A 13,121-nucleotide genomic window follows, 5' to 3' on the forward strand; every position below is an offset into this window, starting at 1 on the left:
CCCCGGGCGGGGCCCCCACCCCGCGTAGCGGACAATCGGAACTTCCCCCTCTGCATCCCCCAACTGCACGGCTCACCAGCCTGGTTGGGCTGATGACCCTTAGACAGGTTGTCCGACGCAGGCCCCGGCCACAAGGGTTAAACGGGTGGATTGCCCATCAAAAGTGCGATTTTCAGAACCCTTGCGAGAGCGGTGTGCGCAGCTGTATGGGAGGGCCCTCCGCGGCGCCGAGGGTGAAACGGTGGCTGTGGGTCGGCTGTGCGTCACCTGTGGAGCCCCTGAAGGGGGTGGTGCGGCTGCCCGATTCATGAACGAGCAAGACCCCCTCACCTGTGGTGAGGGGGTCTTGACTCTGCGTGCGCCGCCAGGGACTCGAACCCCGGACCCGCTGATTAAGAGTCAGCTGCTCTAACCAACTGAGCTAGCGGCGCCTGCTGACCTGGAGAACTGTACCCGAAGCCGGGGCGTGCTCCTGACCATTTCCGGTCCGTCACGGCCTGTCGGATGGTCGTTTTTTCATTTCTGTCCGTCAAAATGCGATATGTCAGGAGAGTTGAGACACTGGCGCCCGTGCAGATGCGCCGGAAGATCTTGACGAATGCGGAGGGGAAGCGCATGACTTTGCCGGCTTTCGAGGAGTACGTACCCGCCAGCGACTGCGTCTGTGCGGGGTGCGCCGCGCAGCGGCGCGCCGCAGCCGGTGCCTTGCCCGTGCGATACGGAGGCCATCCGGCCGCGCATGGCGCGCGCCGCGCACTGGTGCTGGTCACCGCGGCCGGAGTGGTGCTGGGCACGGGGGTGGCGGATGCGGCGACCGGGCCGGGCGACCGGGCGGCGGATGCGGCCGGGGCCGCCCGTGCGGACGAGACGACGGTGCCGGTGGACCCGGTGGACCCGGTGGACCCGGTGGACCCGGTGGGCGCGGTGGATCCGGTCGCCGCGAGCGGACCGGATGCCCAGGCCGGCGAGGGCGACGAGGACGACGAGGGTGACCCGCTCGCCTGGGCCGATCCGGAACCGGGCAGCCCGCAAGGCCGGCCGGGGCCGCTGCGCGGTACGGGCGCCTCGGGCCCGCCCTCGTCCACGACCGGGTCCGAGCTGCGTGGCACCACCCGGGCCGCGATCATCGACCGCGCGAAGCGGTGGGTGTCCGCGAAGGTTCCGTACAGCATGAGCGCGTACTGGTCCGACGGGTACCGGCAGGACTGCTCCGGCTTCGTGTCGATGGCCTGGAACCTGCGCGGCAACGAGTGGACCGGCAGCCTCGCCGGGTACGGGACGCGGATCGCGCGCAAGGATCTGGAGCCCGGCGACATCCTGCTCTTCCACAACCCCGCCGACCCCACGAAGGGCTCGCACGTCACGATCTTCGGCGGCTGGACCGACGGCACGCACACCCACTACACGGCGTACGAGCAGACCAAGCCCTTCACCCGCAAGCAGACGACGCCCATGGCGTACTGGACCCACTCCGGCGACTACGTCGCGTACCGCTACAAGGGCCTCAACAGCGGAAACGGCGGCGGCCTGGCGGCGACGCCGTTCCCGGGAGCCGCGAAATTCGGGCCCGGCGCAGGCAACGCGTACGTGACCCAGCTCGGGAAGATGCTCGTGGACCGGGGTGGCAAGCGCTTCTACAAGGTCGGCCCCGGGCCGGGCTGGGGCGACGCCGACCGGCGTGCCACCCAGGCGTTCCAGAAGGCCCAGGGCTGGAAGGGCAAGGAGGCGGACGGCATCCCCGGCCCCGACACCTGGCGCCTGCTGACCGGCGGGACCGGCCGCGACATCCCCGCCGCCGGAAGCGGAGGCCCAAGCGGTTCGCACGCTGATTCGAAGTTCCCCGGGCGGGGTTATTTTCGGCCCGGTCAGTCAAACAGCCATGTCGCCGAGCTCGGCAAGCAGTTGGTGAAGAAGGGATTCGGCACGTACTACCGGTCGGGACCGGGGCCCCGGTGGACCGAGGCGGACCGGCGCAACGTCGAGGCCTTCCAACGGGCGCAGGGCTGGCGGGGCGGAGCGGCCGACGGCTACCCCGGGCCGGAGACCTGGCGGCGGCTCTTCGCGTGACAGAGACGGCTCTTCGCGTGACAGAACGGACATGACGGAGGCAGGAATGGGATCCACGGTGTCGGACAGCTCCGGAACCCCGGAACACGGGAGCGCAGGGGAGAGGACGCGGCAGCGGGCAACGGCACGCGACGCCGCGGGGAGAACGGAAGGGGAGACCGCCCCGGGGCCGGGAAACGGCGCGAACCCCGGGGCATCCTCCAACCCGGGGGCATCCTCCAACCCGGGGGCATCGTCGAACCCCGGGGCATCCTCCAATCCGGGGGCATCCTCCAACCCCCGGGCCTCCTCGGGCGCGGTGCCGGACGCGGGTCCGGACTCGGTCGTCGACCTCGTGCTGGACCTGGTCCCGCGGGAGGACGCGCACCGTGCGACCCTCGGCGCGACCTCGGCCTCGGTGTCCCTCCCGGCCGCACCCGCCGCCCGCGACCCGGACGGCGCACCCGTTCCGGACACCGCGACCGTCGCACCTGTAGTGGACACCGCGGCTGCCGCACCCGTGGTGGACGCCGCGGCCGTCCCGCCCGGCCGACGCTCCGGCTCCGTGCCCGGCGCGGTCTTCGACTCCCTCCCGGTCGCCGGGGGCGCCGGGGCCGAGCGGTCCGGCGACGCCCCGTGGGAGGCCGGGCGGCAGCACGCGGCCACCGCCCATGGGCGCACCGCGTCCATCCCCGTCCACCTGCTCTTCCGCGAGGACTCCGAAGGCACCGACGCGGCAGCCCTTCCCGCCGTCGTGGTGCCGCGGGGGACCGCGGGCGCCTGGCCGGCGGCGGGCGGGCGGCGGTCTCCCGTGCCGCGGGTGCGGCAGGTGCGGCCGTCGACGCGACCGGCACCGCTGGGCGATCCCCTGCTCGCCGAGCGCCGGGGGCCCGCGCTGCCCGGCTGGGCGGCACTGCTCACCGCGCTGGCGGGGACCGCCGCCGGTGGTGCTGTCCTCTGGTGGGTCGGCGCGCTGCCCACCGCCGCGCTCGCCCGGCTCGGGATCGGCTCGCGCCCGTACGACGGAATCGGTCTCGGCGCCTGGGCCGCGCTCGCCGCGCTGGTGACGGTGGTGCTCTTCGCACTGGGCGGCCTGAGCCGCGGGCGGGTCGGGTGCGCCTGGGTGCTGACGCTCTTCGGTGAGTACCGGGGAAGTGTGCGGCGGACCGGGCTCATGTGGATCAGCCCCCTGCTGCTGCGCCGCCGGGTCGACGTACGCCTGCGGCACTGGCGCAGCGAGCCGCTCCCCGCCGTGGACGCCAACGGCACGGCGCTGCGTGTCGTCGTCCTCGTCGTCTGGCGGATCAAGGACACCGCGCGCGCGACGCTCGGGGTCGAGGACCACGAGGCATATCTGCGCGAGCAGGTCGAGGCGGCGATGGCCAGGGTCCTGTCGCAACTGCCCGCCGACGCCTTCCACGAGGACGCGCACACCCTGCGCAACGCGGAGGCGGTCGGCGACGCGCTGACCCGGATGCTGAAGGCGGACTGCGAACCCGTCGGCATCGAGGTGTACTCGGCGCAGCCGACCGGAATCGAGTACGCGCCGGAGGTCGCCGCGGCCATGCAGCGCCGCCGGATCGCCGCCATCGACGCCAAGCACCGCGACAGTGTGCTGACCTCGGTGGTCGACGCGGTCGACGACACGGTCAACCGGCTGACCGCGCGGGGGATCGTGGAGCTGGACGACTACGAACGGAAGTCGCTGGTCAAGGACTTGACGGTGGCCTTCTACACCGGACGCAACGGCGGGGAGGGCGCCTGAGTGCCTGTCGGGGCTCTCAGGGGGCGCTCGCGCGGCGAAGCGGAATGCCACTCCCATTGGTCTGGACATGTTCATGCCGCGTCAATAACCTATGGCTTGGTCTAGACCGCAGCATGCGCGCGCAGCAGGGCTCATGGAACCTCCCCCACGTTCTTGAGGAGCGACAGCAATGCGTAAAAGGGCAAGCGCGGCCGTAGTCGGCCTGGCGGTAGCGGGCGTCTCGATGCTCGCGACGAGTACGGCCGGCAGCCACGGCTACACCGACAACCCCATCAGCCGCCAGAAGCTCTGTGCCAACGGCACGGTGACGAACTGCGGCAACATCCAGTGGGAGCCGCAGAGCGTCGAGGGCCCGAAGGGCTTCCCGGCGGCGGGTCCGGCGGACGGTGCGATCTGCTCCGGCGGGCACTCCGAGTTCGGCCAGCTCGATGACCCGCGCGGCGGCAGCTGGCCCGCGACCCAGGTCACCGGGGGCCAGAGCTTCAGCTTCCGCTGGCAGTTCACGGCACGGCACGCCACGACGGACTTCCGCTACTACATCACCAAGAACGGCTGGGATCCCACCAAGCCGCTCACCAGGGCCGACCTGGAATCGCAGCCCTTCATGACGGTGCCGTACGGCGGCCAGCAGCCCCCGGCGACCCTGACCCAGCAGGGCACCATCCCCACCCAGAAGACCGGGAAGCACATCATCCTGAGCGTCTGGACCATCGCGGACACGGCGAACGCGTTCTACGCGTGCTCCGATGTTCAGTTCTGACGTGTAGTCAGTTACCGTGCGGCGCCATGAGGAGCGCAGGCACCGTCGCGGAGCTCGTACAGCGCCAATGGGGCGACCATCGGCCCGGGCTGAGACATGAGGACACCGTCCTCACTCATCACCAGGTCGCCTCGGGCGCAGCCGCGCGGGCCGCGCTCCTGGCGGATCTGCTGCCGGCCGGCAGCGAGCCGCATGTCGGGGTGCTGCTGGACAACACCCCTGAATTTCCTCTCTGGTTGAGCGCGGCGGCCCTGGCCGGGGCCGCCGTCGCCGGGATCAACCCCACCCGGCGCGGCGCCGAACTGGCCCGCGACATCCAGCACACCGACTGCCGCGTCCTGGTCACCGAGCACACCCATCTGCCGCTGCTCGACGGACTGGACCTCCCGGGTGTGCGGGTGCTGGTCACCGGCACCGACGCCTACGCCGGACTGCTCGCCCCGTACGCCGGAGCGGAACCGGGCGACACGGTCCTGGCCGAGATCGGCCCCGCGACCCGGATGCTGCTCTACTTCACCTCGGGTTCGACCGGCGCGCCCAAGGCCGCGATCTGCACCCAGGGGCGGCTGGCCGCGGCCGGACGGTCCCTCGTCGACCACTTCGACGTCCGGCGCGAGGACGTCCACTACATCTGCATGCCGATGTTCCACGGCAACGCGGTGCTCGCCGACTGGGCCCCCGCGCTCGCCGGCGGGGCCGCGGTCGCGCTGCGCCGCCGCTTCTCGGCCTCCGGGTTCCTCGACGACGTACGGGCGCACGGGGCGACGTACTTCACCTACGTCGGCCGCGCCGTGCAGTACCTGCTCGCCACCCCCGAGCGCCCCGACGACCGCGCGCACCCGCTGCGGCTCGGATTCGGTACGGAGGCCGGCGCGGTGGACGCGGCGCGCTTCCAGGAGCGGTTCGGCGTGCGGCTGGTCGAGGGCTACGGCTCCTCCGAGGGCGGCGCGGCGATCCAGCGGACCCCGGGCACCCCGGAGCGCGCGATCGGGAGGGCGGCGGCGCGCGACGACCTCGCGGTCGTCGACCCGCGGACGGGCCAGGAGCGGGCCGCCGCGGTCTTCGACGGGTCCGGAAGACTGGTCAACGGCGCCGAAGCCATAGGGGAACTGGTCAACCGGGGCCGCACACCCTTCGAGGGGTACTGGCGCAACGAGGCGGCGGACGAGGACCGGCTGCGCGGCGGCTGGTACTGGACCGGGGACCTGTTCTTCCGTGACGCCGATGGCTACCTCTACTTCGCCGGCCGTACGGACGACCGGCTGCGCGTGGACAGCGAGAACCTGGCGGCAGCCGTGATCGAGAGCATCCTGGCCCGCTGGGCGGACGCGGCGGCCGTGGCGGTGTACGCCGTGCCGGATCCCGTCGCCGGGGACCAGGTGATGGCGGCACTCGCGATGCGGGAGGGCGCCGCCTTCGATCCGGTGTCCTTCGCCGCGTTCCTCGCGGCGCAGCCGGACCTGGGCACGAAGATGGCGCCCCGCTTCGTGCGGATCGTTGCGGCGATGCCGGTGACGGCGACGAACAAGGTGCACCGGGTGCGGCTGCGCAGCGAGGGCTTCTGGTGCGGCGGTCCCGTGTGGTGGCGGGGCGGGGACGGGGCCTACGGTCCGCTCGCGGACGAGCGGCTGACGGCCCTGCTGGGCGAGTACGCGGCACACGGGCGAGAAGGCATGGTGCCCTCGCGGTGACGAGCGTGTTCCGCTCGGCGGGCCGGCTCGGCGTCTGCGCCGCACCGTGCCACGCCGTGCCGCACCGTGACAACGCACTGGGCGGTTCACGTGTGTACGTGAACCGCCCAGTGCGTTGTCTGTGCGCCGCCAGGGACTCGAACCCCGGACCCGCTGATTAAGAGTCAGCTGCTCTAACCAACTGAGCTAGCGGCGCGTGCTGACTCGAAAATAATACCTGCTCCGGAGGGGTGCTGATACCGCCGGACAAATGGCGCCGGTCCGACGATGGGCGGCAAACCGGCACATATGCCCCGGCCGGGGTGTCGGTGTCGGGAGGAGTGCTGGACCCGTACTAGAGAGCGAGCGACAGAAGCACGGGCGCCGCACGCCGGTTCAGCGTGGCCGCCGCCTCGCGCAGGCGGTGCGCGTCCTCCACCGGCAGGGAGAGCGCCAGGCAACCCGCCGACGCCCCGGCGGTGAGGGGGACCGCCGCGCACACCGTGCCCACCGCGTACTCCTGGAGGTCGAGCATCGGGACCGTCGCCGGCTGGCTGTCCAGCTTCGAGAAGAGCACCTTCTCGCTGGTGATCGTCCGGGACGTGAGCCGGGCCGTCTTGTGGCGCGAGAGGTGGTCGCGCCGGCCGTTCCGGTCGAGCTGGGCCAGCAGGCACTTGCCGACCGCCGAGGCGTGCGCGGACGAACGGAAGTCCACCCACTCGTTGACCGCGGGAGTGCGGGGGCCGTCGGCGTACTGGGTGACGCTGACCTCGCCGTCGACGTAGCTGCTGATGTAGACCGCCGCGCCGACCGAATCGCGCAGCTGCGCCAGCACCTGCTGGAGCCTGGTCTCCAGGGCCTGTCGGCGGGCCGCGCCGGAGCCGAGGAGCAGCAAGCAGGAGCCGATGACGTACGCGCCGTCGGTGACCTGCTCGACGTATCCCTCGCGGCGCAGGGTCAGCAGCAAGGAGGTGAGCTGCCCGAGAGGCACTCCCGTCTCCCGGGAGATCTGGGTGTCCGTCACGCCGTCGCCGTGCGTGGAGACCGTTTCGAGAACGCGAAGGGCGTGCTGCACCGACTGGAATGGTGCGGTCGGTTCGGGCTTCAGTGTCACGCTTCCCCCACCAGGTTGTGACCGCGAGCTCTGGCACCACGATAGCTGTCAAGGGCCCCGTACGGGGCTGCTGTCGGCGACGCGAGGGGGCGCCCCGGCGTCGTCAGCAGGGGCGCACCCGTGTGGCATATGCCAGCGTCATGGGTGACCGAAGAAGGGCGAGGTCACAGCACCGCGGTGAGGAACTCGCGCGTACGTTCGTGCGCGGGATCGGAGAAGATTTTTTCCGGCGGGCCCGACTCGACCACACGTCCAGCATCGAACATCAGTACCGTCTCCGAGACGTCCCGGGCGAAGTTCATCTCGTGGGTCACGCAGAGCATGGTGATGTCGGTGTTCCTGGCGATGTCGCTCAGCAGTTCCAGTACGCCCGCCACCAGTTCCGGATCGAGCGCGGACGTCACCTCGTCCAGCAACAGGATCTCCGGCCGCATCGCCAGCGCGCGGGCGATCGCCACCCGCTGCTGCTGGCCGCCGGAGAGCTGGGAGGGGTGGGCGTCGACCTTCCCCGAGAGCCCCACCAGGTCGAGCAGTTCGCGGGCGCGGGACTCCGCCTCGTCGCGGTCCATGCCCAGCACGTTCACCGGGGCCTCGGTGATGTTCTGCAGCACCTTCATGTTGGGGAAGAGGTTGAACTGCTGGAAGACCATGCCGATCTTCTTCCGGGCCTCGCGCAGATGCTTCTCGGTCGCGGGCCGCAGCGAGCCGTCGGGCGCCTTGATGTGGGACAGCGGGGAGCCGTCCACCCAGATGACCCCGTCGCTGACCTTCTCCAGCGTCATCAGCAGCCGCAGGATGGTGGTCTTGCCCGAGCCGCTGGGCCCGATCAGGGTGACGTGCTCGCCGCGCCGCACCGAGAAGTCCAGCCCGTCGAGGACGACATGGTCGCCGTACCGCTTCACGACCTGGTCGAAGCGGACCAGCGGAGGGCCGGCCTCCGGGGCGGTGCGGACGGGAACGACGTCCTCGGAGGCCGCTGCCGCCGGCTTGCTCAGGGGGAGGGGTTCAGTGGCCAAGGCGCTTCTCCAGCTTTCTCATCAGCAGCGACGTGGGGTAGCTCGCGACCAGGAAGACCAGCCCGGCGAGCGTGAATGCCTCGGTGTACGCGAAGTGGTCGGCACCGTACTTACGGGCTTCGAAGACCATCTCCTGCACCGTGATCACGGCGAGGAACGGGGTCTCCTTGAACATCAAGATCGCGTAGTTGCCGAGGGCGGGCAGCACATTGCGCACCGCCTGCGGAAGGATCACGGCCTGCCAGGTCCGCCGTGGCGAGAGCGAGAGCGCCCGGCAGGCCTCCCACTGGCCCTTCGGCACCCCGTCGATCCCGGCGCGGTACACCTCGGAGGTGTAGGCGGCATAGTGGATGCCCAACACCACGATGCCGATCGTCAGCGGCTCCACCGAAGTGAACAGGGCTGCCGCGCCGACCAGTTGGACGAGCAGCGGGGTGGACCGTACGAACTCCGTCACGAGCCGCACCGGCACCGTGACGTATCTGCTCGGGGCCCGTCCCGCGACGGCGACGGCGAGCCCGAGGACGGCGGCGACGAGCGTGCCGAGCACGGTCGCGAGCAACGTGACCTCGAAACCGCGCAGGAGCAGGGGCAGGGCGTCACCGGCGGCGTTCCAGTCGAAGCCGTTCACCGGGCACCTCCGGCAGTCCGGGTGACGGCTTCCGCGGCGCTGCGGCTGCGCAGCAGGGATCCCCCGCCCGTCCGCAGTCCGAGCCGCCGCTTGGCGCTCCGCTCCAGCAGGTTCATCAGCAGGGTCAGCGCGTAGGACAGGACGAAGTAGGCGACCAGCAGGGTCACGTACGCGGTGAGCGTCTCACCGGTGCGGTCACGCAGCTGCTGGATCACGGTCATCAGATCGGCCGCGGAGATCAGCCACAGCAGCGGCGTGCACTTCAGCAGCTGGATCAGCAGATTGGTGAAGGACGGGATCATCTGCACCCAGGCCTGGGGAAGGATCACCTTCCGCATCCGGTGCAGCGGCGACATGTTGAGCGCGACGGCGGCCTCGTACTGGGCGCGCGGCACGGAGTTGATCGCTCCGCGCACCACTTCGGCGCCGTACGCACCGTAGTTGAGGCCGAAGGCGACGACGCCGCAGAGCAGCGGCGTCAGTTCGTACCCCGTCAGCGGTGGCATCGCGTAGTAGAACCAGAAGAGCTGGATGTAGAGAGAGGTGCCGCGGAAGAACTCCACGACGACGCGTGACACACCGCGCAGCACCAGCAGTCGGCTGATCGACATCAGACCGAGGACGAACGACAGGAACAGGGCGAACAGCGCGCCGAGGGCGGTGGCCTGGAGGGTCACCCACAGGCCGGAGCGCAGTTGCGGCAGATCGTCGAAGAAGGCGGAGAAGAAATCACTCATGCGGTGCGTTCCGTCCCTGTCAGCCCTTGCACAGATCGGCCGTCTTCAGAGTGGCCGGGGGAAGCTCGGTGGCCCCGAAGCCGTACTCCTGGAGCAGACTCACATAGCGCGAGCTGTCCGAGACGATCTTCTTCAGCTCGCGGTTGAAGGCGTCCCGCAGATCCTCGTTGCCCTTGCGGAAGACGGCGCCGCCGGGGCTGTACTGCTTCGTGCCGTCGATCTCCGGCAGGAAGGCCTCGGTGACCTCGGTCCCGGGGTTCGTCTTCGCCAGCCAGCGCAGCGAGATCCCGGTGAGCAGGAACGCGTCGATCCGGCCGCCCTTGACCGCGTCGGCACCGTCCTGCGGCTTCTGCAGCGACTTGATCCGGTCCGCGGCGATGCCGGCGCCCTCGGCGTACGAGCCCTCGACGGCACCCGACATCACGCCGAGGGTGATCCCGGCTGCCTTCGCCGATGCCAGATCGGTGACCTTCTTCGGGTTGCCCTTCTTCACCATCAGCGCGGTCGGCGAGATGAACTCGGGCTCGGAGAAGATGGCGTTGGCGCAGCGCTCCGGCGTGATCGCCATGCCGGCGCTGACCACGTCGTACTTGCCCGCCTGAAGCCCGGGGATCAGACCGTCCCACTCGGAGAGGGTGGGCTTCAGCTCGTCGATGCCGAGCGCCTTGAAGATCTCCCGGTGCAAGGTGGGTGCCTCGCCCTTGAGCTGCTTGCCCTCCAGATAGCCGTACGGGGCCTCGTTGGCGTACGCGACCCGGACGAAGCCCTGCTTGCGAAGCTTGTCGAGGGCTCCCGCCCCGTCCGTCGAACCGGCGTCGGTCTTGCTGCAGGCGGAGAGCAGTCCGGGCACGACCAGCAGGCCACCCACGGCCGCCGATCGGTTCAGAAAGCCGCGGCGGGACAGGTTCGGGAAGTCAGCCATGGTTCGCAATCTCCTGGAGGGGTCGAACAGTCCGGACAGGGGAGGCGCCTGCCCGATCCCGCACACCTATGCAGGAAATGGCCTTCTGTGACCAAAGGGTGATGGGAGCGTGATGTTCCCGTGTCCGGTCGCGGTCGGGGTGCGGCGGCCGGAACGCGGGGCGAACAACCCTGGTGAGAACGGGTGGTGACGAGTCATCAGTCCAACATGTCCTGCATTGCCTGATGAAGTGGCCATCCGTACCGGTCTGTCGGTGTCACTCGTCCCGGTCCCGGACGGGGACGTACCCACGCCGCATGTCCACCACGTTCGGCAACGGCTCCCCAGCCACCCAGAGTTCGTACATCTCCACGAACTGCTCGCCCAGCCGGTCCCGCCAGCCCGCCGTGTCGCCGCTCATGTGCGGCGACACGATCAGGTCCGGTACGCCCCAGAGCGGGCTCGACGGCCCCAGCGGCTCCTGCTCGAAGACGTCGAGCGCCGCGCCCGCGATCCAGCGCCCGCGCAGCGCGGCGACCAGATCGGGCTCGACGACCACCGGGCCACGCCCCACATTGATGAAGCGGGCCGACGGCTGCATCAGCCCGAAGAAACGCGCGTCGAACATGCCGCGGGTGGACTCCGTCAGCGGCGTCGCGCAGATCACCCAGTCGGCCATGGAGGCCAGCCGGTCCAGGTCCGCCACACCGTGGATGGTGCGCCGCGCCCGGCGTCCCACCAGTGCCACCTGTACCCCGAGGCCGATCAGCAGCCGGGTGATCTCCCGTCCGATCGGGCCCGCGCCGACGACCACCGCCCGACTGCCCGCGACCTGCGTGCTCTCCCGGTGGCGCCACTGCCGCCGGTGCTGGAGCTCCAGCGTGCCCGGGAGGTCCTTGGCGAACGCCAGCACCAGGCCCGCCACGTACTCGGCGATCGGCCGCTCGAAGATGCCCCGCGCGTTGGTCACCACCGTGTCGGAGGCCGACAGCTCCGGGCAGAGCAGCCGGTCCACGCCCGCGCTCGCCGTGTGCACCCATGACGGACGCGGTCCGTCACCGGGCCAGGCGGCCCGCACCGCGTCCGAGCTGAAGTCCCACACCAGCAGTACGTCGGCGTCCGGGAGCTGCGCCGCGAGTCCGGCCCCGTCCGTGTACCGGACACGGGCCCGGCCGGTCAGCCGGCCGAGACGCGGCGACGGGTCGGTGTCCAGGACGAGCAGGGTGGGCTCTGGCATGAGGGGCGGTCGCTCCGCTGCGTCTGGGGAGGTGCGGCGTGACCACGCTCGCACCCGCCCCGGCCTTCGTCAACACGTCGCGGTGAGGTGGCGGCGGATGGGGGAATACTGGAAGAGACGGGCGAAATCGGCCAGGGTGCGGTGCCTTCCGGGGCCACCCGGCTCCCGGACGTCCGACGCGTGCGGGGCCTCCTGGGGCCGTCCGGTTTCCCGGGTGCCCGACCGGACACCCGCAGACACAGGACCGGAGACCCGCAGACACAGGACCGGAGACCCGCAGGCACAGAACGGGACACCCGCGGACACAGGAAGGGTGGACATGACGACCCTCGGCTTTCTCTACCCGGGTCACCACTTCGCGGAGGACGACTTCCCGAGGATGGAGATCCTGCTCGACGCCGTCAGACTGGTCGTGAACCACACCGAAGTCGACGAGGACGTCTACGAGGCCGACGCCCTGGTCCGGGCCGGCGCGTCCGAACGTCTGGCCGCCGGGGTGGCGGAGCTGCAGCGCGCCGGTGTGGAGTCCGTCGTCTGGGCGAGCAGCGGCGGCAGCTTCCTGTACGGCTGGGAGGGCGCCCAGGAACAGATCGCCGCCCTGGCGCGGGCGGCGGGCGTGCCCGCCTCCAGTACGTCCTTCGGCTTCGTGCACGCGGTCCAGGAGCTGGGAGCCGTCCGTGCCGCCGTCGCCACGACCTATCCCGAGCGCATCGCCACCGCGTTCACCGCCTTTCTCCGGTCCGCGGGCATCGAGGTGGCCGCCACCCGCGCCGCCGGTCTCGCCTCCGCCGCCGAGGCGGCCGCCTGGGGCCCGGACGAGGTGAAGGAGCTGGTCACGGCCGCGGACCGGCCGGAGGCCGACGTGATGCTGCTGCCCGACACCGCCCTGCACACCGTCTCGCTCGTGACGGAACTGGAGAGGCTTCTCGGCAAGCCGGTCCTCACCGGGAACCAGGTCACGGTCCGGGAGGGCCTGCGACTGGCGGACCGCCGGGCCTGGTCCCCGAGGCTCGGCAGGATCTTCGCCGAGCGCGAGGCGCCCCCGGCCCCGGTGGCCAGGTGGGGCGAGGGCCGCGCGTACGCGCACAGCGGCAAGAGGGGGCGGCCCGGCAGGTAGATCCGTTCCGGCCGCCGCCCGTGAACCGGGCGGCCGGGGGTTCGGCGGCGAACCGCGGGCGGGCGGGGGCAGCGGGGAATAAGGCGAACCGCGGGCGGGGACAGCGGGGAATAAGCGGAGACCACCT

At 71.0% G+C, this 13,121-nt stretch carries 11 protein-coding genes and 2 tRNA genes; 5 read left to right on the top strand and 8 right to left on the bottom strand.

Going from position 1 to position 13,121, the window contains the following annotated elements:
* Positions 1-357: 357 nt before the first annotated feature.
* A tRNA-Lys gene (locus ACFVUT_RS10205) sits at positions 358-431 on the bottom strand.
* Positions 432-615: 184 nt separating this feature from the next.
* Here ACFVUT_RS10205 and ACFVUT_RS10210 point away from each other — a divergent pair.
* From ACFVUT_RS10210 to ACFVUT_RS10225, 4 genes are all read left to right on the top strand, one after another.
* A complete protein-coding gene (locus ACFVUT_RS10210) occupies positions 616-2,067 on the top strand; it encodes a peptidoglycan-binding protein (RefSeq protein ID WP_389644915.1) in 1,452 nt (483 codons plus the stop codon).
* A gap of 46 nt (positions 2,068-2,113) precedes the next feature.
* On the top strand, positions 2,114-3,811 hold the full coding sequence (locus ACFVUT_RS10215) for an SPFH domain-containing protein (protein ID WP_389645743.1): 1,698 nt from the start codon (positions 2,114-2,116) through the stop codon (positions 3,809-3,811).
* Between the two features lie 169 nt (positions 3,812-3,980).
* Positions 3,981-4,571, top strand: coding sequence for a lytic polysaccharide monooxygenase (locus tag ACFVUT_RS10220; protein ID WP_389644918.1), 591 nt, complete (start codon positions 3,981-3,983; stop codon positions 4,569-4,571).
* 26 nt (positions 4,572-4,597) lie between these two features.
* Positions 4,598-6,262: an AMP-binding protein gene (locus tag ACFVUT_RS10225; protein WP_389644920.1), complete on the top strand. Its 1,665-nt coding sequence runs from the start codon at positions 4,598-4,600 to the stop codon at positions 6,260-6,262.
* Positions 6,263-6,384: 122 nt separating this feature from the next.
* On the opposite strand, the gene ACFVUT_RS10230 is transcribed toward ACFVUT_RS10225, so the two are convergent.
* The 7 genes from ACFVUT_RS10230 to ACFVUT_RS10260 form a co-directional block, all read right to left on the bottom strand.
* Positions 6,385-6,458, bottom strand: a tRNA-Lys gene (locus tag ACFVUT_RS10230).
* A 138-nt stretch (positions 6,459-6,596) separates the two neighbouring features.
* Positions 6,597-7,355 carry an IclR family transcriptional regulator gene (locus ACFVUT_RS10235; protein ID WP_389644923.1) on the bottom strand — a complete coding sequence of 253 codons (759 nt, stop codon included), beginning with the start codon at positions 7,353-7,355 and terminating at the stop codon, positions 6,597-6,599.
* 164 nt (positions 7,356-7,519) lie between these two features.
* Entirely contained in the window at positions 7,520-8,371 is an 852-nt protein-coding gene (ehuA, locus tag ACFVUT_RS10240) for an ectoine/hydroxyectoine ABC transporter ATP-binding protein EhuA (protein WP_389644926.1), read from the bottom strand.
* Positions 8,361-9,002, bottom strand: coding sequence for an ectoine/hydroxyectoine ABC transporter permease subunit EhuD (ehuD, locus tag ACFVUT_RS10245; RefSeq protein WP_389644928.1), 642 nt, complete (start codon positions 9,000-9,002; stop codon positions 8,361-8,363). Before ehuD ends, ehuA begins: the two co-directional genes overlap by 11 nt.
* Positions 8,999-9,739: an ectoine/hydroxyectoine ABC transporter permease subunit EhuC gene (gene ehuC, locus ACFVUT_RS10250; RefSeq protein ID WP_389644931.1), complete on the bottom strand. Its 741-nt coding sequence runs from the start codon at positions 9,737-9,739 to the stop codon at positions 8,999-9,001. Before ehuC ends, ehuD begins: the two co-directional genes overlap by 4 nt.
* Before the next feature lie 19 nt (positions 9,740-9,758).
* The gene (gene ehuB, locus ACFVUT_RS10255) at positions 9,759-10,661 is read right to left on the bottom strand and encodes an ectoine/hydroxyectoine ABC transporter substrate-binding protein EhuB (protein WP_389644933.1); all 903 of its coding nucleotides are present in this window, start codon (positions 10,659-10,661) and stop codon (positions 9,759-9,761) included.
* 256 nt (positions 10,662-10,917) lie between these two features.
* Entirely contained in the window at positions 10,918-11,877 is a 960-nt protein-coding gene (locus ACFVUT_RS10260; RefSeq protein ID WP_389644936.1) for a D-2-hydroxyacid dehydrogenase, read from the bottom strand.
* A 319-nt stretch (positions 11,878-12,196) separates the two neighbouring features.
* Between ACFVUT_RS10260 and ACFVUT_RS10265 the strand changes: the two genes are divergently transcribed.
* Entirely contained in the window at positions 12,197-12,994 is a 798-nt protein-coding gene (locus ACFVUT_RS10265) for a decarboxylase (protein ID WP_389644939.1), read from the top strand.
* Positions 12,995-13,121: the final 127 nt, after the last annotated feature.

Origin of the sequence: Streptomyces sp. NPDC058051 (assembly GCF_042885475.1) — a bacterium.
Classification (GTDB): domain Bacteria; phylum Actinomycetota; class Actinomycetes; order Streptomycetales; family Streptomycetaceae; genus Streptomyces.

Coding starts and splice junctions, on each gene's coding strand:
- ehuC (WP_389644931.1), bottom strand. CDS start 9,739: ATGAGTGATTTCTTCTCCGCCTTCTTCGACGATCTGCCGCAACTGCGC.
- ACFVUT_RS10260 (WP_389644936.1), bottom strand. CDS start 11,877: ATGCCAGAGCCCACCCTGCTCGTCCTGGACACCGACCCGTCGCCGCGT.
- ehuB (WP_389644933.1), bottom strand. CDS start 10,661: ATGGCTGACTTCCCGAACCTGTCCCGCCGCGGCTTTCTGAACCGATCG.
- ACFVUT_RS10265 (WP_389644939.1), top strand. CDS start 12,197: ATGACGACCCTCGGCTTTCTCTACCCGGGTCACCACTTCGCGGAGGAC.
- ACFVUT_RS10225 (WP_389644920.1), top strand. CDS start 4,598: ATGAGGAGCGCAGGCACCGTCGCGGAGCTCGTACAGCGCCAATGGGGC.
- ACFVUT_RS10215 (WP_389645743.1), top strand. CDS start 2,114: ATGGGATCCACGGTGTCGGACAGCTCCGGAACCCCGGAACACGGGAGC.
- ACFVUT_RS10210 (WP_389644915.1), top strand. CDS start 616: ATGACTTTGCCGGCTTTCGAGGAGTACGTACCCGCCAGCGACTGCGTC.
- ACFVUT_RS10220 (WP_389644918.1), top strand. CDS start 3,981: ATGCGTAAAAGGGCAAGCGCGGCCGTAGTCGGCCTGGCGGTAGCGGGC.